Source organism: Streptomyces californicus, assembly GCF_000717645.1.
GTDB classification, from domain to species: domain Bacteria; phylum Actinomycetota; class Actinomycetes; order Streptomycetales; family Streptomycetaceae; genus Streptomyces; species Streptomyces californicus.
Window position 1 is genome coordinate 325,334 of record NZ_JNZZ01000004.1, and the last position, 20,588, is coordinate 345,921.

At 74.1% G+C, this 20,588-nt stretch carries 18 protein-coding genes and 1 pseudogene; 12 read left to right on the top strand and 7 right to left on the bottom strand.

Going from position 1 to position 20,588, the window contains the following annotated elements:
- Positions 1–29 precede the first annotated feature (29 nt).
- Complete coding sequence (locus tag IF19_RS0108140) at positions 30–704, bottom strand: TetR/AcrR family transcriptional regulator (protein WP_078580500.1); 675 nt, start codon at positions 702–704, stop codon at positions 30–32.
- 86 nt (positions 705–790) lie between these two features.
- Between IF19_RS0108140 and IF19_RS0108145 the strand changes: the two genes are divergently transcribed.
- The gene (locus IF19_RS0108145; RefSeq protein ID WP_030276255.1) at positions 791–1,801 is read left to right on the top strand and encodes a saccharopine dehydrogenase family protein; all 1,011 of its coding nucleotides are present in this window, start codon (positions 791–793) and stop codon (positions 1,799–1,801) included.
- Here the strand turns inward: IF19_RS0108145 and IF19_RS0108150 are convergent.
- Positions 1,741–2,466: an HAD family hydrolase gene (locus tag IF19_RS0108150; RefSeq protein WP_078580501.1), complete on the bottom strand. Its 726-nt coding sequence runs from the start codon at positions 2,464–2,466 to the stop codon at positions 1,741–1,743. The two genes, IF19_RS0108145 and IF19_RS0108150, sit on opposite strands and share 61 nt — an antisense overlap.
- A gap of 165 nt (positions 2,467–2,631) precedes the next feature.
- On the opposite strand from IF19_RS0108150, the gene IF19_RS0108155 reads away from it, so the two are divergent.
- From IF19_RS0108155 to IF19_RS0108170, 4 genes are read left to right on the top strand one after another with little or no spacing between them, the layout of a single operon-like run.
- On the top strand, positions 2,632–3,693 hold the full coding sequence (locus IF19_RS0108155; RefSeq protein WP_030115791.1) for a FecCD family ABC transporter permease: 1,062 nt from the start codon (positions 2,632–2,634) through the stop codon (positions 3,691–3,693).
- Entirely contained in the window at positions 3,690–4,802 is a 1,113-nt protein-coding gene (locus tag IF19_RS0108160; RefSeq protein ID WP_050493720.1) for a FecCD family ABC transporter permease, read from the top strand. Before IF19_RS0108155 ends, IF19_RS0108160 begins: the two co-directional genes overlap by 4 nt.
- Positions 4,799–5,770, top strand: coding sequence for an ABC transporter ATP-binding protein (locus IF19_RS0108165; RefSeq protein ID WP_050493721.1), 972 nt, complete (start codon positions 4,799–4,801; stop codon positions 5,768–5,770). The genes IF19_RS0108160 and IF19_RS0108165 overlap by 4 nt, the downstream gene beginning before the upstream one ends.
- Positions 5,771–5,773: 3 nt before the next feature.
- Positions 5,774–6,763: an ABC transporter substrate-binding protein gene (locus tag IF19_RS0108170; protein ID WP_030115794.1), complete on the top strand. Its 990-nt coding sequence runs from the start codon at positions 5,774–5,776 to the stop codon at positions 6,761–6,763.
- A 274-nt stretch (positions 6,764–7,037) separates the two neighbouring features.
- On the opposite strand, the gene IF19_RS0108175 is transcribed toward IF19_RS0108170, so the two are convergent.
- The gene (locus IF19_RS0108175) at positions 7,038–8,021 is read right to left on the bottom strand and encodes an alpha/beta hydrolase family protein (RefSeq protein ID WP_078580502.1); all 984 of its coding nucleotides are present in this window, start codon (positions 8,019–8,021) and stop codon (positions 7,038–7,040) included.
- A gap of 102 nt (positions 8,022–8,123) precedes the next feature.
- Between IF19_RS0108175 and IF19_RS0108180 the strand changes: the two genes are divergently transcribed.
- Complete coding sequence (locus IF19_RS0108180; protein WP_030115796.1) at positions 8,124–8,693, top strand: TetR/AcrR family transcriptional regulator; 570 nt, start codon at positions 8,124–8,126, stop codon at positions 8,691–8,693.
- 274 nt (positions 8,694–8,967) lie between these two features.
- Here IF19_RS0108180 and IF19_RS0108185 read toward each other — a convergent pair whose 3' ends face one another.
- Positions 8,968–10,287, bottom strand: a complete 1,320-nt coding sequence (locus IF19_RS0108185) for a hypothetical protein (RefSeq protein WP_030115797.1) — start codon at positions 10,285–10,287, stop codon at positions 8,968–8,970.
- A 64-nt stretch (positions 10,288–10,351) separates the two neighbouring features.
- On the opposite strand from IF19_RS0108185, the gene IF19_RS0108190 reads away from it, so the two are divergent.
- On the top strand, positions 10,352–12,856 hold the full coding sequence (locus tag IF19_RS0108190) for a helicase C-terminal domain-containing protein (RefSeq protein ID WP_030115798.1): 2,505 nt from the start codon (positions 10,352–10,354) through the stop codon (positions 12,854–12,856).
- 63 nt (positions 12,857–12,919) lie between these two features.
- Here the strand turns inward: IF19_RS0108190 and IF19_RS0108195 are convergent, their stop codons facing one another.
- A complete protein-coding gene (locus tag IF19_RS0108195) occupies positions 12,920–13,546 on the bottom strand; it encodes an RloB family protein (RefSeq protein ID WP_030115799.1) in 627 nt (208 codons plus the stop codon).
- Positions 13,491–14,855, bottom strand: coding sequence for an AAA family ATPase (locus IF19_RS0108200; protein ID WP_030115800.1), 1,365 nt, complete (start codon positions 14,853–14,855; stop codon positions 13,491–13,493). The genes IF19_RS0108195 and IF19_RS0108200 overlap by 56 nt, the downstream gene beginning before the upstream one ends.
- A gap of 266 nt (positions 14,856–15,121) precedes the next feature.
- Between IF19_RS0108200 and IF19_RS1000000138660 the strand changes: the two genes are divergently transcribed.
- Together IF19_RS1000000138660 and IF19_RS0108210 are read left to right on the top strand one after the other, a co-directional pair.
- Entirely contained in the window at positions 15,122–15,247 is a 126-nt protein-coding gene (locus IF19_RS1000000138660; RefSeq protein ID WP_257789898.1) for a hypothetical protein, read from the top strand.
- A 75-nt stretch (positions 15,248–15,322) separates the two neighbouring features.
- Entirely contained in the window at positions 15,323–16,084 is a 762-nt protein-coding gene (locus IF19_RS0108210) for a YqjF family protein (RefSeq protein ID WP_030115801.1), read from the top strand.
- Between the two features lie 41 nt (positions 16,085–16,125).
- Here IF19_RS0108210 and IF19_RS1000000137935 read toward each other — a convergent pair whose 3' ends face one another.
- Positions 16,126–16,680 carry a hypothetical protein gene (locus IF19_RS1000000137935; RefSeq protein WP_063751478.1) on the bottom strand — a complete coding sequence of 185 codons (555 nt, stop codon included), beginning with the start codon at positions 16,678–16,680 and terminating at the stop codon, positions 16,126–16,128.
- 111 nt (positions 16,681–16,791) lie between these two features.
- On the opposite strand from IF19_RS1000000137935, the gene IF19_RS1000000137940 reads away from it, so the two are divergent.
- From IF19_RS1000000137940 to IF19_RS0108225, 3 genes and pseudogenes are all read left to right on the top strand, one after another.
- Entirely contained in the window at positions 16,792–17,061 is a 270-nt protein-coding gene (locus IF19_RS1000000137940) for a hypothetical protein (protein WP_063751479.1), read from the top strand.
- A gap of 403 nt (positions 17,062–17,464) precedes the next feature.
- Positions 17,465–19,108 carry a DNA repair helicase XPB gene (locus IF19_RS0108220; RefSeq protein WP_030115803.1) on the top strand — a complete coding sequence of 548 codons (1,644 nt, stop codon included), beginning with the start codon at positions 17,465–17,467 and terminating at the stop codon, positions 19,106–19,108.
- A 358-nt stretch (positions 19,109–19,466) separates the two neighbouring features.
- Positions 19,467–20,240: pseudogene (locus tag IF19_RS0108225) on the top strand (helix-turn-helix transcriptional regulator); the annotation flags it as partial.
- Between the last annotated feature and the right edge of the window lie 348 nt (positions 20,241–20,588).

Below are 20,588 nucleotides of genomic sequence, written 5' to 3' on the forward strand. Positions count from 1 at the left end.
GAGCTGGCCGGGAGTTCGCGGCCCCGGCCTCACGCCCCGGCCCCGGCCTCGGTCTCGGCCTCGGCAGGCCCGGCCCCGGCCTCGGTCTCGGCGGGCCCGGCACCGGACTCGGCCCCGCGCCCGGCCCCGCCCCCGAGACTGCCCATGATCAGGCCGGTTAGCGCGGCGACCGTCTCGTCGTCGGTCGCCCGCCGCCGGTTCAGCTCGGCCGCGAGCGCGTCGGCCGCGCCCAGTACGCCGGCGCACCGCAGCCCGAGGTCCTTCGGTGCGAGCGGGGAGTACGGGCGCAACACGGTGGCCATCAGCTCCGCGTAGCGGTCGGCCGAATCGTGCCGCACCGCCTCCATCTCCGGGCTCCCCTTCAGCGCCGCGGTGACGGCGCCCAGCTCGGGCATGTCGGTGGCGCAGGCGAAGTAGGCGGTGCTGATGGCGCGGGCGACCGCGTCGGCGCCGGTCGCGGCGCTCCGCAGGGCCCGGGTGACGGCGGCCCGGTGGCGTTCGTCGAGTCGCCGGTGGAGTGCGAGCAGCAGGCCGGGGCGGGTGGCGAAGTGGCCGTAGACGACCGGCCTGCTCACCCCGGCCTCCTCCGCGAGGGTGACCAGCGTCAGGCCGTCGGCGCCCCGGGTGCGCACGATCGCCACGGCGGTGTCGAGCAGTTGCTCCCGCCTGGCCTGCTTCGACAGGCGGGTCGGTGTGGTCGCCATGGGCACTCCCTTGCGGTCTCCTCCCAATTTAAGCTACAAAACGTAGGCTACAAAATGTAGCTTCGTTGATGTGGAGGGGCGCCACCATGGGACAGCGGGAACCGGTACTGATTCTGGGCGGCACGGGCCAGGCGGGCGCGGGGGCCGCCGCCCTCCTGCGCCGGTGGCATCCGACGCTGCCGCTGACGATCGCGGGCCGCGACCCGGAACGCGCGCGGCGGCTGGCCGACGAGCTCGGCCACGCGACGGCCGCCACCGTCGACCTGCGACGCCGCGGCCTCGGCCTCCCGGCCACCACCGCCTGCTCGGCGGTGGTCGCCGCGCTCTGGGACGACCGCCTGCACGGGCTGCGCTACGCACAGGAGCGCGGGGTGCCCTACCTCAGCATCTCCAGCGGTCTGGTGGACATCGCGCCGGAGATCGTCGCGGGCGCCCAGCGGGCGGAGGCCGCGCCGATCCTGGTGGCCAGCCACTTCTGCGCCGGCGCCGTCGTCCTCGCGGCCCTGCACGCGGCCCGGGAATTCGACCGGATCGACACCGTCCGCATCGGCGCCGTACTGGACGAACAGGACACCGGCGGGCCTGCGGGAGCGGCCGATCTGGAGCGGTGGTCCACGGCGACCACGGCAGGGCTCGTACGCCGCGACGGCGTCTTCACCTGGGTCGACGGCCCCGACGCCGAGGCGGAGGTGCGGCGTGCCGACGGCACCGGTCTGCCCGGCCGCAGCATCGCGGTCCTCGACGTGCCGAGCCTCGCCCTCGCGACGGACGCGCCCGACGTCCGTTTCGACTTCGCCGTCGGCGAATCCACGGGGCGACGGCTCGGCGGACCCGTGTCCTTCGAGGCCGGTATCGAGATCGAGGGGACCGACCGGGCGGGCACGCCGACGAGGACGCTCCGCCGTCTGACCCACCCGTCGGGGCAGCGTCCGGTGACCGCGACGGGCGTGGCCCTCGGCGTCGAGCGGCTGGTCGGGCTGCGCGGTGCGGCCGTCGCGCCGGGGCTGCACACCCCCGAGGCGCTGCTCGACCCGGCCTACGCGGTCGAACGGCTGGCGGAGTCCGGGGCCGTCCTCACCGACGTCGCCGTCGGCTGATCCTCGGGGGCCGCCCGGTCCGCGTCGTAGGACGCCAGCCAGGCCGGGAGGCCCGTCAGGTCGGCCAGCACCACGTCCGCGCCCTCCGCCCGCAGCTCCGCCGCGTCGCAGGGGCCGGTCGTCACCGCGACCGACAGCGCTCCGGCCACCCGCGCACCGCGCACGTCCCCGAGGTGGTCGCCGACGTACACGTGAGCGCCGTGCTCGCGCAGGGCCTCGCCCTTGGCCTCCGCCCACAGCCAGCCGATCACGGCGTCCGGTTCGATGCCGAGGTGGGCCAGATGGAGCTTCGCGTGCTCCGCGTACTTCGCGGTGACGACGATCGCGCGACCCCCGAGCGCCCGTACGGCGGCCACCGACTCGCGCGCGCCGGCGAGGGCCGTGCTCGGGGTTATCGCGTGGTCGGGGTAGAGCTCGCGGTAGCGGGCGGCCACGGCGGGGACCGCCTCGGCCGGGAACCAGTGCGCCAGCTCCGTCTCCAGCGGCGGGCCGAGCCGGTTCACCACCAGGTCCACGTCGATCGGCGTCCCCGTCTCCGCGGCCAGGACCCGGAAGGCGGCGGCGATGCCGGGGCGGGTGTCGATGAGCGTCATGTCGAGGTCGAAGCCGACCGTCAGGGGGTGCCGCTGCGGGTGCTGGTCGGGGTGCTGATCCGTGGATGCCATGCCTGCCATTGTGCCGACCGGGCCCGAGCCGCCCGGGGGCCGGTGGCGGGGAGCCGCCGCCTAGACTGAGGCGCGTACTTAGCCAAGCCTTACCCGCGTGGCCCGTGCCCGTCCCGTCCTCCCACGTGCCGCGTCCGTGCCCGGGGCCGTTCTCGATGGGGTCAGATGTCAGCGTCAGCGCCGGTGCGGACCGCCGCGCCACCCGGGGTGCCGCCCGGCCCGTCCCCGGCGCCCCGCCTCTCGCGGCGCGCCGCCGCGACGGCCGCCGCCGTCGTCGCCCTACTGCTGGCGGTCCTGCTGAGCCTCGCCGTGGGCGCGCGTTCCATCCCGCCGGGCGAGGTGGTCGACGCCCTGCTGCACGGCGGGAACTCCGACGCCGCCGAGGTGATCCGCTCGATGCGGGTACCGCGCACGCTCATCGGGCTGATGGTCGGCGCGGCGCTGGCGCTCGCGGGCACGGCGCTCCAGGGCATCACCCGCAACCCGATCGCCGACCCCGGCATCCTCGGCATCAGCCAGGGGGCGTCGGTGGCGGTCGTGGTGGCGATCGCGTTCGCGGGGGTGCACACGCTGACCGGGTACGTGTGGTTCGCCTTCGGCGGCGCGGCCCTCGCCTCGGTCGCCGTGTACGCCATCGCCGCGCGCGGGCGCGGCGGGGCGACCCCGGTGAAGCTCGCGCTCGGCGGCGCGGCGATCAACGCGCTACTGGTGTCGGTCACGATGGGCGTGCTGACGACGAAGGCGTCCGCACTGGACGAGTTCCGCTTCTGGCAGGTCGGTTCGATCGCGGGCCGGGAGGCGGACGTGGTCCAGCAGGTGTGGCCGTTCCTCCTGGTCGGGGCCGTGCTCGTGCTCTCCGTCGCCCGCGGCCTGGACGCGCTCGCGCTCGGCGAGGACGTGGCGAAGGGCCTCGGGCAGAACGTCGCCGCGGTCCGGATCGTCGGCGGGATCGGGGCGACCGTGCTGACCGGGGTCGGGGTCGCCGCCGCCGGACCGATCGCCTTCATCGGGCTCGCCGTCCCGCACATCGCCCGCGCCGTCGTCGGCGCCGACCACCGCTGGGTGCTGCCCATGGCGGCGCTGCTCGGGCCCGTGATGCTGCTGGTCTCGGACGTCGTCGGCCGGATCGTGTTCCCGCCGAGCGAGGTCCCGGCCGGGGTGACGACGGCCCTGATCGGGGTGCCGTTCCTGGTCGCCCTCGTCCGCCGGAAGGCGGTGCCCGCATGACGGCCGACGCGCCCGCCACCGCGCCCGAGAAGACCGAGAAGCCTGTGAAGCCCGTACGGGTCCGGCCCTCCGGTTACGCCGTCCTGAAGGCCGGCCCGCGCGGCCGGTTCCTGCTGCACCGGCGTTCCTGCGTCGTCGCGGCGGCCCTGGTGCTCCTGCTGGCCGCCGTCTGCGTCGCCTACCTCTGCGTCGGGGAGAGCTTCGTCGCGCCCGGCGAGGTCGTGAAGGTGATCCTCGGCCAGCCGTCGTCGGCCGAACTGGTCGTGGGCACGCTCCGGCTGCCGCGCATGGTCGTCGGGCTGCTGGTCGGGGTCGCGTTCGGCATCGCCGGGGCGCTGATCCAGACCGTGGCCCGCAACCCGCTGGCCAGCCCCGACATCATCGGCGTCAGCCAGGGCGCGAGCGCCCTCACCGTCGGCGCGCTGACCTTCGGCGTCACCTCGTACACCTTCCTGCCGTACTTCTCCGTCGTCGGCGGCATCGCGGCGGCGACCCTCGTGTACGTCTTCGCGTGGCGCGGCGGGCTGCATGCGACGCGCTTCGTCCTCATCGGCATCGGGTTCGCCATCGCCCTGCGGTCGGTGACCACGCTGTTCCTGACCAAGGGCGACTACCTGGTCGCCCAGCAGGCGCAGATCTGGATGACCGGTTCGCTGAACGGGCGCGGCTGGCCCGAGGCCGCCCCGATCGGCTGGACGCTGCTGCTCCTGCTGCCCGCGGTCGTCTGGGCGGCGCGCGCCCAGCGCACCGTCTCGATGGACGACGACACGGCCACCGCGCTGGGCGTACGCCTGGGGCGCGTACGGCTCGGGCTCGTCGCCCTCGGCGTGGTCCTGGCCTCCGTGGCGACGGGCACGGCCGGCCCGGTGGACTTCGTGGCGCTGCTGGCCCCGCAGATCGCCCGGCGCACCACCCGGACCGCGCAGATCCCCCTGTTGTCCTCGGCGCTGCTGGGCGCGGTGATCGTCGTCGGCGGCGATCTGCTCGCCCGCAGGCTGTTCTCGCCGACCGAACTGCCCGTGGGGGTCCTCACGGCGGCGGTCGGCGCCCCGTATCTGATCTGGCTGATCATCCGCGGTCACCGCGGCCGCAGTGGAGGCACCGCATGAGCCCGACGACGTCCGACGCGGCCGCAGGCCCCGCGTCCGCCACCGCCACCGCGCCCGGGGCGGGCGAGGGCCGGCTCGCCGCCCGCGCCCTGACCCTCGCGTACGAGGACCGCACCGTGGTCCGGGAACTCGACCTCACGGTGCCCGACGGGCAGGTCACCGTCATCGTCGGCCCGAACGCCTGCGGCAAGTCCACCACGCTGCGGGCGCTCGGCCGGCTGCTGAAGCCGCGCGGCGGGGCGGTCCTGCTGGACGGCACGGAGCTGGCGCGGATACCGACGAAGCAGATCGCCCGGTCCATCGGGCTGCTCCCGCAGACCCCGGTCGCGCCGGAGGCGATCACCGTCTCCGACCTGGTCGCGCGGGGCCGTCAGCCGCACCAGAGCTGGTGGCAGCAGTGGTCGGACGAGGACGAGCGGGCGGTGACCGACGCCATGGCCCGTACGGACGTGACGGCGCTGGCCGGCCGGGCGGTGGACGAGCTGTCGGGCGGGCAGCGCCAGCGGGTGTGGATCGCGATGGCGCTGGCCCAGGACACCGACCTGCTGCTGCTCGACGAGCCGACGACGTATCTCGACATCGCCCACCAGGTGGAAGTCCTCGACCTGGTACGCCAGTTGGCGTCCCCTGCCGCTGACGGCACCCGGGGCCGTACCGTCGTCACCGTGCTGCACGACCTCAACCAGGCCGCCCGGTACGCGGACCGTCTGGTCGCGATGAAGGAGGGCCGGATCGTCGCCGAGGGGCGGCCCGGGGACATCGTCACCGCCGAACTGGTCCGCGAGGTCTTCGGCCTGGACGCGGTGATCGTGCCGGATCCGGTGACGGGTTCGCCGCTCGTCGTCCCGGGCGCGCCGTGGTCGCCCGCGCCGTCCGCCTCTTCCTCCACCTCGGTTCCCGCTTCTGCTTCTGCTTCTGCTTCCGGCTCCGACTCCGCCTCAGCTCCGACTACCGGAAAGGTCCTCTGACCCATGACCCTGCGCAGTCTCCGCCCCCGCTCCCTGGCCGCCGTCTCCCTGGCGACGGTCGCCGCGCTCTCGCTGTCCGCCTGCGGCTCGTCCGACGACTCCGGTTCCGGTTCCGGTTCCGACTCCGCTCCGGGCTCCGGCTCCACCCGTACGGTGAAGACGGCGATGGGCGACGTGGAGGTCCGGGAGGCGCCCGAGCGGGTGGTCGTCCTGGACACCGCCGAGCTGGACTCGGCCCTCACCCTCGGCGTGAAGCCGGTCGGCTCGACCCACGCGGACGTGACGTCCGGTTTCCTCGACTACCTGCCGAAGGACCGGGTCGCGGGCATCGAGGACGTCGGCCAGATGATGACCCCGAACCTGGAGGCCATCGCCGCCCTGAAGCCCGACCTCATCCTCACGAGCAAGGTCCGGCACGGCGACAAGTACGCCGAACTGTCCAAGATCGCGCCGACCGTGATGACGGAGAACACCGGTTACCCCTGGAAGGAGAACTTCCGGCTCCACGCCGAGGCCCTCGGCAAGCAGGCCGAGGCGAAGAAGGTCACCGCCGACTACGCGCAGCACGTGGCGGACGTGACGAAGGCGCTCGGCGGCAAGGAGAAGGCCGCCGCGACCGAGGTCAACATGGTCCGCTTCGTCGAGGGCGCGGACATCCGGATCTACGGCCGGAAGAACTACATCGCGACGATCCTGGCCGACGTGGGGCTGGGCCGCCCCGCGATCGTGGACAAGGCCAAGGACGGGTTCTCGTACGACGTCAGCCCCGAGAAGATCGACCTGGCGGACGCGGACGCGGTCTTCCACTCGACGTACGGCGACCCGAAGAAGGCCAAGGAGACGGAGACCACGGGCGGCGGCCTGTGGAAGAACATGGACGCGGTGAAGAACGGCAAGGTCTTCCCGGTCGACGACCAGCTCTGGATCCAGGGCATCGGCTACACGGCGGCCGACAAGATCCTCGACGAGCTGCGGGCCGGCCTGATGGGCTGACGGACTGACGGACTGACGGGCTGACGGGCTGACGGGCTGACGACCAGGTGACCACGCGATGTGGAGACCTGACGACCTGGTGGCCACGCGATGTGGGGGCCCGGCGACCCGGCGACCTGGCGATGTGGGGACCCGGCGGGGTGAGGGCGCGGACCGCTTCACTCTCCCGGCGGGCCCGCTTCCCACTCCCTGCCTCCCGGCGGACCCGCTCCCCGCTCCCGGCGGGCCGGCTTCCGGGGCATCCGGTACGCGTACGCGCCGGTGACGCCCCGGCTCACTTTCCGGTGACGTCCCAGGCGTCGTTCGCGGCGGCGGCCTTCTCCCAGGCCGCCCACGCGGAGGCGTCGAGCCCGAGGGCTTCGAGGAGGTACGCGGAGACGGCGTCGGCGACGAGGGCGACACGGGCCGGGTCCTCGTCGGTGGTCTCCGCGACCTTCTCCCCGGCGAGACCGCCCAGGGTGTGCTCGCCCTCCTCGATGGTGAGCAGGCTCTTCGGCGACGGGGCGATCCGGTAGGCGTCGGTGAACCAGTCCGGCCCGCGCGTGGAGAGCTGGGACCGGTCCCGGCCGCCCGCGACCACCAGGGCCGGCGTGGTCATCGTGGTGTAGTCGGGCCGCATGAACGGAAGGTGCTCGACCGCGAACGGGGTGAGGGAGTCGCCCGTGCCGGTCGCGGCGATCAGGACGCCGGCCGCGACCGCGGGGTGCGTGAAGTCCTCCCCCGGCGCCCCGTCGGCGTCGAGCACCCGGGCGCCCAAGAGCGCGCCGGCGGTCTGGGCGCCCCAGGAGTGGCCGACGACCGCGACCCGGCCGAGGTCGGCGCGGTCCCCCACATCGGCCGCCCGGCCGAGGATGCCGTCGAGGCCGTCCAGCACGGCGTGGAGGTCGGATATCCGCACGCGCCACACGGTGGGGAAGCGCGGATCGTCCCAACCGATGCCGTTGCGACGGGAGTCCAGGTGGGTGGGCTGGACCACGACGAACCCGGCGGCGGCCCACCGGTCGACGAGGGGTTCGTACCCGTCCATGGACCACGCGTTGCCGTGGGAGAACACGATGACGGGAAGGTTCCGGCCGGTCACCGGGGCGGTGACCTTCACCTGGAGTTCCACGCCCCGGCCGGGGGCGGGGACGGTGATCGGCTTGACCGCGACGACCGGCCGGTCCGGGTTCCGGGCGCCGGGCAAGGGGGCGTGCGGGGACGGGGACGAGCCTGCGGACAGGGGTGTGGACGGGGACGCGGGCAGGGATGCGGACATGAGGGGGCCACGCTTTCTTCCGGAGGGCGCACTGCCATACTTTGGCGGAACGCCGTTCCGCCAAAGTAGCGGAACAATGTTCCGCGAGTAAAGGGAGGCCCCGTGCCGGAATCACTCGGAGTGCGCCAGGCGCGCGCGCAGCGCACCCGCGAGACGGTGGTGGCAGCCGCCGCCGCGGCCTTCGGGCACCAGGGCGTCCAGGCTCCGATCCGCGACATCGCGGAACGCGCCGACGTCGGCATCGGGACGGTCTACCGCCACTTCCCGACCCGGGCGGACCTGGTCACCGCGGTCTACCGGCACCAGATCGACACCTGCGGCGCGCTCGCGCCCCGGCTCCTGGCGGAGTCGGCGTCCCCGTTCACCGCCCTGACCGCGTGGGTGGAGGCGTTCGTGGAGTTCCTGGTCACCAAGCACGGCCTGGGCGCCGCGCTGGGGTCCGGCGACCCGGGGCTGGAGAACCTGCACGCCCTGATGCTCGACACCCTGGTCCCGGCCTGCGCGGCCCTGCTCGACGCCTGTACCGCCGCCGGGGAGACCGACCCCGGCATCACCGCGTACACGTTGATGCGGGCCATCGGCAATCTCTGCATCACCGGCCCCGACTACGACCGGGAGGACGCCCGGCGCATGGTCGCCATCCTGCTCGCCGGGTGCCGCCGCACGGCGTGAGGGCGGACCCCGAAGCCTGTTCCCGGCCCACCGGAGACCGGACCCGTTCCCCCTCCGTCTCTGCTTCCGGCCCTGCTTCCGGTTGCTGAGGCAAGGCTGATTCCGGTTCTGGTTGCTGAGGCGGAGCTGATTCCGGTTCTGGTTCCGGTTCCGGTTCCGGTTCTGGTTCTGGTTCTGTCGGCGTGACAGGGGCCGATCGCGATGCCGGAGCCCGAGGCAGGGCCCGTTCCGCTGCCCGAGGCAGGGCCGGTTCCGTTGCCCCGTCCGGTTCCGGTCACGCCCTCCGCCGTGCGCGCCACACCAGGTAGAGCGCGGAGGCGACGGCCGCGACGCGGACGACCACCGGCCACGCCTCCAGCAAGACGTCCCGCATCGCGCCCTCGCGGATCGGCTCGCCCCAGCGCCCCTCCATCCGCCCCCAGATCCATACGATCGCCCCAGTCGCCACCACGCCCGGCAGGCCGAGCGCCGCCCACTTCGCCTCCGTACGGGAGAGGGTGCGCGAGCTGTACGCGATCAGCCAGCCGCCCGCCAGCGGCAGCCAGGAGCCGGTGACCACCCCGGCGACGAGCAGGACGGCGGCCAGAAGCAGCAGCGGGTGGGCGAAGCCGCCGCGCGGTCCGGCCGCGACGGCCGCGGGCTCGGCGACGACCGGGGCGGCCTTGCGGCGGCGGAGCCTGACCAGGCGCAGGGCGCGGCGGCGGGCGGCGGCCTCGCCGGACCCGGACGCATCGGCCTGCGTGCCCTTCCCGTCGCCCGCGCCCTCCGGACCGTCCTCCGCGTCCGCCCCCTCGCCCTTCTCTCCCCGCTCGTCCTTCTTGTCCGTCTGGACGGGCCTCGGCCGCCTGCCGAGCAGCTCCGGGGCCTCGATGCCGCCGAAGAACCCGGGGATGGCCGTCCCCTCGTCGAACGGCCCCGGCTCCAGCCGCCACCAGTCGGCCGCGTCGCCGCCGTCCCCCTGCTGGTCCTGGCCGAGCATGTGCGGGGCGGAGGGGTCGGGCCAGTGGCCGGCGGGGGCGCGGGCGCCGTCGGCCGGGGTTCCGTCGTCGTCGCGGGCGGGCGCCGGCCGGGGCACGGAGGGGCCGGCCTCCGCCTCCGTATCCGCGCCCGCCGCGCGGCGGCCGTCCTGCGCTGCGTCCCCGGCGGCGCGGCGCGACGCGCCCCACCCGAAACCGGCTTTCGGCTTCCCGGGGCCCCGGCCCTCCGGCCGCTCACCCCGCTCCCCCGGCGCGTCCGGCTCCTTCCGGCCCCACGGCTCCTTGCGCAGCAGTCCGCTCCGGGGCCGGGGAAGGCCGCGCCGCGGCGGCTCGTCCGGGCCCGCCCCCGTGCCCGGCCCGGTGGTGGGCAGCGGGACCGTGCCGTCGCCGGACTCCGCCGCCGCGGCGACCAGTTCGTCCGGGCTCCCCAGCCTGCCGATGATGCGCCGCACGGTCGCCGGGGAGTCCGCGCCCGCCGTGCCGCGCTGCCGGTCGATCTCGCCCCGGAGCGACGAGACGAGCCGCATCCGGGCGGCCGAGGACAGCTGTTGCCGCTGGGCCAGGTCGCCGACCCGGCTCAGGTAGTCGTAGACGAGCTGGTCGCTCTCGATCCCCACTGCGGTGCATCCCCTCTACCGGCCCTGCCCCGACGGTAGCGTTCCAGCGGCTACCGTGGGACGGATGGGGACGACCACACCACCGCGCACGCTCGCCGAAGCCCTGCGCGCCCGGGGCGACGACTCGTTGGCCGGGCTGCTGCGCGCCCGCCCCGACCTGCTGAACCCGGTGCCGAACGACATCACCCAGCTCGCCACCCGGGCCGGGACCCGGGCCTCGGTGGTGCGGGCGCTGGAGCACCTGGACCGGTTCGCGCTGCAGACCGCCGAGGCGTTGGCGGTGGCCCCGGACCCGGCCCCGTACGAGACGCTCCTGTCCCTCCTCACCGGCGACGGGCTCGACGACGGCGAGCAGCACGACGACGCGGGGGCGGCGATCACCGCCGCGCTGCCGGGCGCGCTGGCGACGCTGCGCGAACAGGCCCTGGTCTGGGGCGAGGACGACCGGCTGCGGCTGGTGCGCACCGCCCGCGAACTGCTCGCCCCGTCCCCGCAGCACCCCTCCCCCACCGGCCTCGGCCCCACGGTGGCGGAGGCGACGGCGGGCATGTCGCCGGGCCGGCTCCAGGAGATCCTGACGGCGACCGGGCTGCCCGCCACGCACGACCCGGTCTCGGCGGTGGCCTCGCTCTCCGCCCTCTTCACCGACCGGACGCGGATGGCGGAACTGCTGGACAGCGCCCCGGTGGAGGCGCTGTCGGTGCTGGACCGGCTGGTGTGGGGGCCGCCGTACGGAGAGGTCACCCCGAACCCGACCCCGCCCGTGAAGTGGCTGCGCGACCGGGGCCTGCTGCTGCCGGTGTCGACGCGGACGGTGGTGCTGCCGCGCGAGGCGGCCCTCCACCTGCGGGCCGGGCGCGCCCACCGCGTACCGGAGCCGGTGCCCCCGGCCCTCGCGGCGGTCGCCGAACGCGATCCACAGGCTGTGGACAGGGCGGCGGCGGGCCAGGCGTTCACGGCGCTGGCCACGGTCGAGGAGCTGCTGAAGCTCTGGAACGGCGGCGGCCCCACGATCCTGCGCGCGGGCGGCCTGAGCGTACGGGAGCTGAAGCGCACCGCGACCGCGCTGGACGTGCCGGAGCCGATCGCCGCCTTCTGGGTCGAACTGGCCTACGGTGCGGGGCTGCTGGCGTCCGACGGGGAGACCGACGAGCGGTACGCGCCGACGCCCGCGTCCGACGAGTGGCTCGATCTGCCCGCCGCGGACCGCTGGACGCACCTGGCCACGGCCTGGCTCGCCGCCACCCGGACACCGGGGCTGGTCGGCGGCCAGGACGCCAAGGGGCGGGCGCTGTCCGCGCTCGGCCCGGAGCTGGACCGCTCGGCCGCCCCCGACGTACGCCGCCGGGTGCTGGCCCTCTTCGCCGGCCTGCCGCCGGGCACCGCGCCGGACCCGGAGACGCTGCTGCGACGGCTGCGCTGGGAACGCCCGTTGCGCGGCGGCCCGGCCCCGGCGGCGCCCGCCGCCCCGTCACCGGGAGGCACCACGTCGGGAGGGGGCGCGGAGGGGACGGACCTGCGCTCGCGCCTCGCCCTGTGGACGCTCAACGAGGCGGAGCTGCTGGGCATCACGGGCCGGGGCGCCCTGTCCGCGCAGGCCCGCGCCCTGCTGGAGGAGGGCGAGAAGGCGGCGGCGGCCTTTTTGGCACCCCTCCTCCCCGAACCCCTGGACCACGTCCTGCTCCAGGCCGACCTGACGGCGGTCGCGCCGGGCCCGCTGGAACGCCCGCTGGCCGACATGCTCTCGGTCCTGGCCGACGTCGAGTCGAAGGGCGGGGCGACGGTGTACCGCTTCACGCCCGGCTCGGTGCGCCGCGCCCTGGACGCCGGGCGGGCGGCGACCGACCTGCACGCGTTCCTCGCCGCGCACAGCCGTACGCCGGTGCCGCAGCCGCTGAGCTACCTGATCGACGACGTGGCCCGCCGCCACGGCCACCTGCGGATCGGGGCGGCCTCCGCGTACGTGCGCTGCGACGACGAGGCGGTCCTCAACGAGATCCTGGCCGACCGCCGCTCCACCGGCCTGCGGCTGCGCCGCCTCGCGCCCACGGTCCTGGCCTCCCAGGCCGACCCCGGCCCGCTGCTCGAAGCGCTGCGCGACATGGGGTACGCCCCGGCCGCCGAATCCGCCGACGGCGACGTCCTGATCACCCGCGCCGGCGCCCGCCGCACCCCGCCCCGCACCCCTCCCGTCCCGGTCCCCGAAGGCCCCCCGGTCCCGGACGACACCCTGCTCGGCGCGGCGGTCCGGGCCATCCGCGCGGGCGACACGGCGGCCACGGTGGCCCGCAAGGAGACCCCGGACTCCCCGTCGTCGCCCGGCCCCTCCGGCGCCCTCCCCCGCACCACCCCCGCCGAGACCCTGGCCACGGTCCAGGCGGCCGCGATGACGGGCTCGACGGTCTGGATCGGCTACGTCAACGCGGAGGGCGCGGCCAGCCAACGCGTGATCGCCCCGGTCCGCGTGGAGGGCGGCTTCGTCACGGCGTACGACCACACGGCCGACGAGATCCGCACCTACCCGCTGCACCGGATCACGGGCGTGGCGGAACTGGCGGAGGAGGCTTAGGGATCCGGGCCCGAGGGGAGCGCGGCCGGACATGTCGAGCGCACGTCCGCCGCGTCTTCCCTCTCAGGCCCGCCTGGCCTCTCTCAAGGACTCGATCAGCACATCCACATCGGTCCAGGGATTCCGCCGGTGCCCCTCCGCCGCCCCCTGCCGCAGCGCCTGCGCCCGCTTCCTGGCCTCGTCGTAACCCGCACGCACGGCGTCGTACTCCACGTGCTTCCGGGCCGCGGTGTAGCCGCAGATCCCGAGCTTCTCCAGGTCCTTCTGCGCCGAGGCGGAGGTGCTGTACCGCGTGACGTCGGTGAAATGGAGCATCAGCCACAGCTCGAAGCACGGATTGGTGAGCGCGACGCTCACGCCGTGCTTCCGGGCAAGGCCCAACGCCTCGTCCAGCCCCCGGTGCGGCGTGGGCGCTTCGACGTCGATCACACACCAGACCTCGTCGTACGCGGTCCGGCGGTCCCGGGGTGACGTCGGAGCACGCCGCTGGTGCTCGATCGCCGCCCTGATCAAGGACTGGGGCTCCCCGTGCTCGCCTCCCAGGCAGATGGCCACGGGAAGGCTCCGCAAGTCCGCGCGCAGCCCTTTGAAGTAGAGGTCCTCGGTGCGCTCGCCTTCGCAGTAGATGAGAAATCTACGCTGCTCCGGTCGCGCGCCCTTCGTCCGCTTCAGCGACTTTCCCCGCTTCACGCCCACCCCCGTGCCGGAACGCCGCGGTGACATCCCGCAGCAGGTCGTCGTCCAGATGCGGGACCGCTCCGTAGCGCCCGCCCAGGTAGCGCGTCTCCAGGTTGTCGCCGGACTGACGCACCGCGAACTCGGTCAGCGGGAACAGCCGCGTGGCCAGAGTCCGAGCATCCTTCTCCGTGAACCAGATCTGGTCCCGGAACAGTTCGGTGCGGGCGTTCCTCCCCAGCAGCGCCGCCTCATGCGTGCTGAAGATCAACTGTGCGCCCGTCGTATTGGTCTCGGCCGACTGGAACATGCCGACCAGCGCATCGACCAGATACGGATGGAGCCGGGCGTCGAGTTCGTCCACGCACAGCACCCCGCCCTCGGCCAAGGTCGTGACGACGGGGCCGATGAGACCGATCCACGTGCGGGTACCGCTCGACTCGTACGCGAGGTCGAGTGGGAACACCCCGTCCGCGGTCCGGTGCTCCACTCTGACCCGATGCGTGGAGTCCTCCTGAACGCGCACCTTGTTTCCCAGTGCCTCCCGGAGAGCCTGCGTGATCCGCCGGTGGTCCTCGCGGGTGCTCTCGTCCCGGTCCTGGACCTTCAGTCCGGAGACGCCCAGGTCGGCGAAGCGCAGCAGATCCAGCACCGGCCGCCCGCCCTCGCCGCCTCCGCCCTCCAGGCAGAGCTGCACCGTGTGGTCGAGTCGCCGGGCGAAATCGTGGTCGGTGGCCATCCGCAGGCCGGTCCGGAACCAGCGGAAGACCTCGCCGAGCTGGTCGTGCCCCTGCGCGGCGGCCACGGACAGGTAGAGGCTGTTGGGGCGGAGCAGTTCGGCGATCAGCTTGCGCCGACCGGTGAGCCACCTTCCGAAGGTGACCGTGTCATCCGCTCCTCGCTCGTACAGACGGCGCTGCCGCCCCTCCGGGTAGTAGTACAGCCACTCCTCGGTGACCCTCTCGTCGTCGGCCGAGAAGCCGAACTGATGATGGACTCCGCCGACGACGAAGTCGACCGCGAAGGAGCTGGGCCGGTCCGCCGCACCGCCGCCGAGGGCGAAAGGACGCCGTGGGACCCCACCGCTGGGGTCCCATCGGCGGAACGAGCTGAGGACCGCAGACCTCATCCAGCCGATGGAGTCGATGACGTTCGACTTTCCGGAGGCGTTGGTCCCGTACACGGCGACAACGGGAACGGCTGCCTCGGATCCCCCCGGGATCTGCGACTCCGCTCGGCCCGGATGCCTGTCGGTCGCCACGAGGGACAGCTCCTGCTCATCGAGGAGCGACGCGTGGTTCGTGACCTGGAACCGCAGCAGCATGCCAGCCTCCCAGCATCAGACAATGTCGTTAGGGGGTCGCTATCGTCATACCTTGACGATAGCGACCCCCTAACGACATTGCATAGGTCGTCCCCCATCCGTGTGGATCACCCGAATGGCTTGACGAGGGCGGCGCTGGGCCCGGGGCGGGCGGACGGGTCCCCACGCTCAAGGGAAGCTCTGAGAATCACGTTCTCTCTTGGCGCTGGCCGTCGCGGGTGACATGTTCGCCGTGTCAATGCTGCCGCACCGCCGAGGAGATGAAGATGATCGCAACCCTGTCAGCCGGTGAGCAGATCGCGATGGCCGTCACCGCGGTGGCCGTCCTCGGCCTCGCCGTGTTCGGCGTCCGGCGGGCCAGGCGCACCGCGCGGTCGGGCGACGCCGAGTAGCGGCCGCCGGGTCGCCGTCGCCTCTCCACCGCCTCTCCACGGAGGCGGCGGGGGGCCGTCTGCGATGCTGCGGGCATGGCCTTCACCCGCCGGAGTCCCGAGCCCGAGTCCGTTTCGCCGCGGCCGCCCGCCGCGCCGATGCCTCCGCTGCTGACGCAGTCCTGGCTGGATCTGGCCTTCCTCCACTGGGAGACCGACCCGGCGGACGTGGCACCGCTGCTGCCTGCGGGGACCGTGCCGGACCTGTTCGGCGGGGCGACGACGTACGTGGGGCTGGTGGCGTTCCGCATGCACCGGGTGGGGGTGCTGGGGCTTCCGGGGATTCCGTACCTCGGCACCTTCCCCGAGACCAACGTGCGGCTGTACTCCGTGGACGAGCGCGGCCGGCGCGGGGTCGTGTTCCGGTCGCTCGACGCCTCGCGGCTCATCCCGGTCCTCGTGGCACGGCTCGGGTTCCGGTTGCCGTACGTGTGGTCCCGGATGAGCGTCGAGCGTTCCGGCGACACCCTCACGTACACGAGCAGCCGGCGGTGGCCGGGGCCGCGCGGCGCGTACAGCCGCATCGCTCTGCGTCCGGGCGAGCCGATCGTCGAACCCACGGCGCTGGAACATTTCCTGACGGCCCGTTGGGCGCTGCACAGCTCGTCCTTCTTCGGCCGGACCGCCTACCTGCCCAACGCCCACCCTCAATGGCCGCTCCACCGGGCGGAGTTGCTGGAGTGGGACGAGGACCTGGTCGCGGCGGGCGGGCTGCCCGCACCGGCCGGGGAGCCCGTGAGCGTGCTCTACTCCCCGGGCGTACCGGTGCGGTTCGGGCCGCAGCGGCGCGGTGTGTGAGGGCTGGGCGCGGCGTCAGGCGCTGTGCGCGCACGTGAGGGTCAGGACGGGTCCATGTCCCCGAACCGCTCGAACGTGTCCGTGCCCGTGGCCCCCTTCTTCCACGTGACGGTCAGCTTGTCGCCGTTCTGCCGCAGATTGCCGACCCGGTCCTTGCTCTTGACCCGGACGCCGTCCTCCTCGCACAGCAGGGCCATCTCCAGGAAGCCGCCGCTCTCGTCCTCCTGCCAGCGGCCCTTGCACTCCAGGCCGCCGCGGAAGCTGAGGATCGCGTTGATGCGGGCGGGCTGGTCGGCGAACTCGTCGCCGAGCCCGAGCATCGTGGAGTCCGGCAGCTTCCACACCGCCTGGAGCCCGGTGCCGGTGGGCCGGGGCACGAACGGGTTGTCCGAGCGGGCGGGCGGCGAGGCGGCCGGCTCGTCCTCCGGGTCCGCCGTGGGGTCCGCCGGCTCCGGGCTCTCCCCGGGCCCGCTCTCGCTGGGAGCCGCCACCGGCGCGGGCGGCTTCGCGGTGTCGCTCCCGTCGTCGTTCCCCCGGCCTACGGCGAACCAGATCCCGCCGCCGACGACCGCGAGCGCCAGCACGGCGGCGACCACGACGAGCCCGGTCTTCTTCCGGGGCGCGGGCGGACCGGGCTGCGGCGGCGGGAAGCCCCCGGGGGCGGGGCTCGCGTACGGGCCGGGGGCCCCGGGCGGGCCGGGGTTTCCGTGCGGACCGGGATTCGCGTACGCGCCGGGCGGCTGGTCCTGGGGGCCGGCCCCGTGGGGCGCGGTCTGCGCGGTGCCGTACGGGCCCGGCTGCGGGCCTCCGTACGGACCGGACTGCGGGCCTCCGTGCGGGCCGGGCTGCGCGGCGCCGCATCCGTACCCCTGCGGCGGCGTGTCCTGGACCGGCTGCGCGTACGGGTTCCCGGCGACCGGCTGCTGTCCCTGGTGTCCTTGCCGGCCCTGCTGGCCCTGTCCCTGCTGCTGCGGTGATCCGTAGCCGGGGCCGGCGGGCCGCGGGGGTACGGGCGGCATCGGCGGCGGGGTGCCGTGGGGCTGCTGCCCTCCCGGCTGCGGCGGCGGGCCCTGGGGCGTCGGCGGCGGCTGCTGGTCGAACGGCTGAGACACGCGGGTCCTCCCCCGTACCGACCCCCTGCCGGCACGCCACCTCTTTGTATCAGCCACCGAACCACCGCAGCAGCCGGTATTAGGACGTGAGTTCCCCACCCGCCCCGGGCCCGTCGACGTGCGCCGGGGCGAGCGTCGCGCGCGGGCCGCCGGGTCCGCGCCCCGGGGTGCGCGGTGTGTGCTCGCCCACCCCGTCCCGGCCCCCGATGCGGCACACTGGACGTTTGGCCGCAGCCGTGGCCGCACCCCGCAGAAAGGGCCGAAGCGCGTGACCGGACCCCTCATCGTCCAGAGCGACAAGACGCTGCTCCTCGAAGTCGACCACGAGCTGGCGGAAGCCTGCCGCCGTGCCATCGCGCCGTTCGCGGAGCTGGAGCGTGCGCCCGAGCACATCCACACGTACCGGGTCACCCCGCTCGGGCTGTGGAACGCCCGCGCCGCCGGGCACGACGCCGAGCAGGTCGTCGACGCCCTGGTCGAGTACTCCCGCTACCCCGTGCCGCACGCGCTCCTGGTCGACATCGCCGAGACGATGGCGCGGTACGGCCGGCTCACCCTCTCCAAGCACCCTGTGCACGGGCTCGTCCTCACCACCACCGACCGGCCCGTCCTGGAGGAGATCCTCCGGTCGAAGAAGGTCCAGCCGCTGGTCGGCGCGCGGATCGACCCGGACACCGTGGCCGTCCACCCCTCCGAGCGCGGACAGGTCAAGCAGACGCTGCTCAAGCTCGGGTGGCCCGCCGAGGACCTCGCCGGCTACGTGGACGGCGAGGCCCATCCGATCGAGCTGGCCGAGGACGGCTGGTCGCTGCGGCCGTACCAGAAGCAGGCCGTGGAGGGGTTCTGGCACGGTGGGTCCGGGGTCGTCGTGCTGCCCTGCGGCGCCGGGAAGACGCTCGTCGGGGCCGGTGCCATGGCCGAGGCCAAGGCCACCACGCTCATCCTCGTCACCAACACCGTCTCCGCGCGGCAGTGGAAGCACGAACTGGTGAAGCGGACCTCGCTGACCGAGGACGAGATCGGTGAGTACAGCGGGACCCGCAAGGAGATCCGGCCGGTCACCATCGCCACCTACCAGGTGCTGACCACCCGGCGGAAGGGCGTCTACCCGCACCTGGAGCTGTTCGACTCCCGCGACTGGGGCCTGGTCGTGTACGACGAGGTCCACCTGCTGCCCGCGCCCGTCTTCAAGTTCACCGCCGACCTCCAGGCCCGGCGGCGGCTCGGCCTCACGGCGACGCTCGTACGCGAGGACGGTCGGGAGTCCGACGTCTTCTCGCTCATCGGGCCCAAGCGGTTCGACGCGCCCTGGAAGGAGATCGAGGCGCAGGGGTACATCGCGCCGGCCGACTGCGTCGAGGTGCGGGTCAACCTCACCGACTCCGAGCGGCTCGCGTACGCCACCGCCGAGACGGAGGAGAAGTACCGGTTCTGCGCCACCACCGCCACCAAGCGGAAGGTGACCGAGGCGCTGGTGCGCAAGCACCGGGGCGAGCAGACCCTCGTCATCGGGCAGTACATCGACCAGCTCGACGAACTGGGCGCGCACCTGGACGCTCCGGTCATCAAGGGCGAGACCAGCAACGCCCAGCGCGAGAAGCTCTTCGACGCGTTCCGGAACGGGGAGATCAGCGTCCTCGTCGTCTCCAAGGTCGCCAACTTCTCCATCGACCTGCCCGAGGCCACCGTCGCCATCCAGGTCAGCGGCACCTTCGGGTCGCGCCAGGAGGAGGCGCAGCGGCTGGGCCGCGTCCTGCGGCCGAAGGCCGACGGGCACGAGGCGCGGTTCTACTCGGTCGTCGCCCGCGACACCATCGACCAGGACTTCGCGGCGCACCGCCAGCGGTTCCTGGCCGAGCAGGGGTACGCGTACCGCATCGTCGACGCGGACGAGCTGCTCGCGGAGAGCTGAGGCGGGCCGGGCCGGCCGTGACGGCAGGAGACCGGGTCGGCTGTGACAGCGGCAGGCCGGGGCGGTCGTGACGGTGGCCGGCCGTGACTATGGCGCGGGGAGGGGCGTGGGGCCGCGGGTTACAGTCGGTTCCATGTCCCTCCGCCCCGCCGACGCCGCCCCCGGCGCCTCTGCCGCACCCGGCGCGGGGGCGGACACACCCGCCGGGACGGGCTCCACCGTCGCCGACCCCGTCACGGCCGACCCCGTCATCGCCGGCCCCGTCATCGCCGGCCCCGTCATCGCCGGCCCCGTCATCGCCGACCCCGCCGGCCCCGACGTCACCGCCTTCGGGAGCTGGCCGCGCGAGCCCGGCACCGTGACCTGCCGCGCCTCCGCCGTCCCGCCGGGGGCCGACGCCCCGTTCGTGATCATCTCCGAGGCGCACCTCCCCGACGTCCCCACCGAGTGGGAGCCGCACGCGCACCCCCTGCACGAGCTGGTCTGGGTGCGCGGCGGCACCCTGATGTCCCGGGTCGCGGACCGCGTCTTCACCGTCTCCGACGGGCAGGGGCTGTGGATGCCCGCCGGGGTGGTACACGGCGGGCGGCTGACGGCGGACGTCGTGTTCCATGACGTCTTCTTCGCTCCGGAGCGCACGCCGGTCGCGTTCGACGGGCCCACGGCGATCGAGATGACGCCGCTGCTGGAGTCCCTGCTGACCCATCTCGCCCGGACCGATCTCGACGCGGCGGCACGGGCGCGCGCGGAGTCCGTCGTCTTCGACGTCCTGGAGCCCTCCGAGCGCCAGCTCGCGCTCCGGATGCCCGGCGACCCCCGGATCGACGCGATCGCCGAGGCCCTGCTGGAGGACCCCTCCGACCCCAGGTCGCTGGAGGAGTGGGCGCGGGCGCTCGGCACCAGCGACCGGACCATCAGCCGTGCGTTCCGTCACACCACCGGCCTCTCCTTCGCCCAGTGGCGGCAGGCGCTGCGCGTCCACCGGGCGTTGACGCTGCTCTCCGAGGGGCACGACGTGCAGACCGTCGCGCTGCTGCTGGGCTACGCGCAGACCAGCACGTTCATCGCCGCGTTCCGGCGGGTCATGGGGGCGACGCCGGGGGCGTTCGCCCGGACGAGCGCGGGCGGCCCGGAGGGGATCGGCGCGGCGGACCCGGGGGCGTTCGCCCGGACGAGCGCGGGCGGCCCGGAGGGGATCGGCGCGGCGGACCCGGGGGCGTTCTCCCGTACGGGAACGGCGCGGCCCGAGGGGTTCGGTCCCTCGTCCCCGGCCGTGGACGCCGCCGCGGCCTGAGGTCCCGGCCTTTCCGGTGTCCGGAACGCCGTATCGGCTGTCGCCAACTCCTGATTGCCGACATGTCGGGCGGAATATAACCTTCCAAGGACTTAGGTAAGCCTTAGTTGATGTCCGCCGCCGGTGGGCGTCGTCGGGCTGCCTCAGCTCGGCCGTCAGGCCGGTTCAGCTCATCGGAGAGCCGGC

Bases quoted from the DNA above. Each gene is read 5' to 3' on its own strand.
- IF19_RS0108140 (WP_078580500.1), bottom strand. From the start codon at position 704: ATGGCGACCACACCGACCCGCCTGTCGAAGCAGGCCAGGCGGGAGCAA.
- IF19_RS0108145 (WP_030276255.1), top strand. From the start codon at position 791: ATGGGACAGCGGGAACCGGTACTGATTCTGGGCGGCACGGGCCAGGCG.
- IF19_RS0108150 (WP_078580501.1), bottom strand. From the start codon at position 2,466: ATGGCATCCACGGATCAGCACCCCGACCAGCACCCGCAGCGGCACCCC.
- IF19_RS0108155 (WP_030115791.1), top strand. From the start codon at position 2,632: ATGTCAGCGTCAGCGCCGGTGCGGACCGCCGCGCCACCCGGGGTGCCG.
- IF19_RS0108160 (WP_050493720.1), top strand. From the start codon at position 3,690: ATGACGGCCGACGCGCCCGCCACCGCGCCCGAGAAGACCGAGAAGCCT.
- IF19_RS0108165 (WP_050493721.1), top strand. From the start codon at position 4,799: ATGAGCCCGACGACGTCCGACGCGGCCGCAGGCCCCGCGTCCGCCACC.
- IF19_RS0108170 (WP_030115794.1), top strand. From the start codon at position 5,774: ATGACCCTGCGCAGTCTCCGCCCCCGCTCCCTGGCCGCCGTCTCCCTG.
- IF19_RS0108175 (WP_078580502.1), bottom strand. From the start codon at position 8,021: ATGTCCGCATCCCTGCCCGCGTCCCCGTCCACACCCCTGTCCGCAGGC.
- IF19_RS0108190 (WP_030115798.1), top strand. From the start codon at position 10,352: ATGGGGACGACCACACCACCGCGCACGCTCGCCGAAGCCCTGCGCGCC.
- IF19_RS0108200 (WP_030115800.1), bottom strand. From the start codon at position 14,855: ATGCTGCTGCGGTTCCAGGTCACGAACCACGCGTCGCTCCTCGATGAG.
- IF19_RS1000000138660 (WP_257789898.1), top strand. From the start codon at position 15,122: ATGATCGCAACCCTGTCAGCCGGTGAGCAGATCGCGATGGCCGTCACC.
- IF19_RS0108210 (WP_030115801.1), top strand. From the start codon at position 15,323: ATGGCCTTCACCCGCCGGAGTCCCGAGCCCGAGTCCGTTTCGCCGCGG.